Raw genomic sequence first — 1,941 nt, forward strand, 5'->3', positions numbered from 1 at the left:
TATAATCCATTTTCTTATCCCAACTCATTATCATTAAAGGCCATCATGACAGTATCTGTATCTATGATATTCTGATTTCTATTATTGCCTGCCAATAGACTTTTATTGCACAATTGATTAATCAATCGTGGTACACCATTTGATGCATTTATAATGGCCTCTATGGCACTTGCTTCAAATACCTGTTGATGGCATCCAGCTCCTTTAAGCTTCTCCTGAATATATTTTCGTGATTCCTCTTTGTTGAGATTTTCTATATGATAGTTCATGACTATTCTCTGTTTCAATGGCTCGTGTATCGCCAAATTAAACGTATTGTTGAGCTGCGGCAGTCCTGCTAACAGAACGACTGCCTGATCACTTGAATCCATTTCAAAATTAAAGAGTATTTTTAGATCGTTAAGTATTCCATTTCTTAAATAGTTTGCTTCATCGAGAATGATAATCAGTGTCATTCTTTTTTCGATAGTATATCTTTCTATGGCTTTTTGAATGGCCTTGAAATTATCGCTTTTTCGATGATATGCTTCCAGTCCCAATGCTTCTGCCAGTTGTCTATAGAATTCCATCACTGTTAATGTTGACATGGGTATATAGATAACTTTATATGCTGATTGATTAAGACTCTTGACCCAATGCCTTATCATGGTTGTTTTGCCTCGACCTGGCCCTCCAGTTAAGACACCAAATCCTTTTGTCTGTACAAGATAATTCAATCTGAATATCAGCTCCTTATAATCATTTGTTTCTACTAGGACATCTTTTGAATTCTTGATGAATGGATTGAATTCCAGTCCATATCTGCTGGTATAGTTCATGTTATTTTTCCTCCGTAAATTTTATTTTATTTCGTTTAACAGTTGCATTTGCCTGTTTGTCAAGCAGATGTATTTCTTCCAGTTCACCTGTTTCCTTATCGACGATATAAATTTTAGATAAATCTGGTGAATATCTTAAAAGCAGTTTCTGTCCTGCATATCTGTAATTGACCTCATATTCTTTTTGATCTATCATGATGACGTTATCGTTAGATACTTTTCTCTCTTTTTCTATAAGGAATATTTTGTCTATCTTTTCATCATCATATCTTTGGATGAGTGATGACTCTTCAAAGAATCTATCCTGCGGTGTCTTTTTGTTCAAGGACCTGTGGATGGTTTGATTATATCGTTGTACATACTGCATTAATGACTCCCTCAATTCATCAAGACTCTTATAATCATTCATATGAAGTCCTGACATCCATTGTTCCTTCATCGTTTTAAACCATCTTTCTATCTTGGCTTTTGATGTAGGTGTCCTTACGGCACAGTAATTGATAACTGTTCCCATTCGTGCTGCTAATAATGTCATTTGATTGCATCTGTAATTTGCACCATTGTCGAAGTTAAATATCTTTGGTTTTCCATGCTTTTTTACCGCACTTTTAATGACACTCATCAGATTTATGTAATTATCATTCAGGAATATATCTATGCCAACGATATATCTTGAGGCATCATCTATTAATGCGATAATATATGTTCGCTCTTTTTTTCCATCAATTTTGAGGTATGGTCCTACACTCGAATCCCCACACCAGACTTCATTGATATGTTTTCTTTCATATCTTCGCATATCCTTGTTTTTTGTAGGTGTATCTTCTTTTTTTAGTCGATTGACGACTCTATTAACAGTGGATAAGGATATTTCTTTTGTCCTGATAGTACCATTATCTTTTAGCTTTTGATAAACGAGTGTTGCGGGTAGCCTAGGGTATTCCTTAATTAAATAGGATATTTGAGTCATGATATCCTCATCTACCTTTCTATATGTCGCCTTATCACTTCTTGACTGTGGCTTCAATCCATCAAAGCCATTTTTCATATATGCTCGATACCATCTTGCAATCGTATATGCACTTATCTTATAGTCCTCACCATTTGGATGCTCATATACCCT

General features: G+C 34.9%; 2 protein-coding genes. Both read right to left on the reverse strand.

Going from position 1 to position 1,941, the window contains the following annotated elements:
• Window positions 1–14: 14 nt before the first annotated feature.
• Window positions 15–818, reverse strand: a complete 804-nt coding sequence (locus B5E48_RS13325) for an ExeA family protein (RefSeq protein WP_087305619.1) — start codon at window positions 816–818, stop codon at window positions 15–17.
• 1 nt (window position 819) lies between these two features.
• On the reverse strand, window positions 820–1,941 hold a 1,122-nt coding region (locus B5E48_RS13330), incomplete at its 5' end, for a DDE-type integrase/transposase/recombinase (RefSeq protein ID WP_087305621.1).

This window comes from Massilimicrobiota sp. An105, from assembly GCF_002161155.1.
Lineage (GTDB): Bacteria > Bacillota_I > Bacilli_A > Erysipelotrichales > Coprobacillaceae > Allocoprobacillus > Allocoprobacillus merdigallinarum.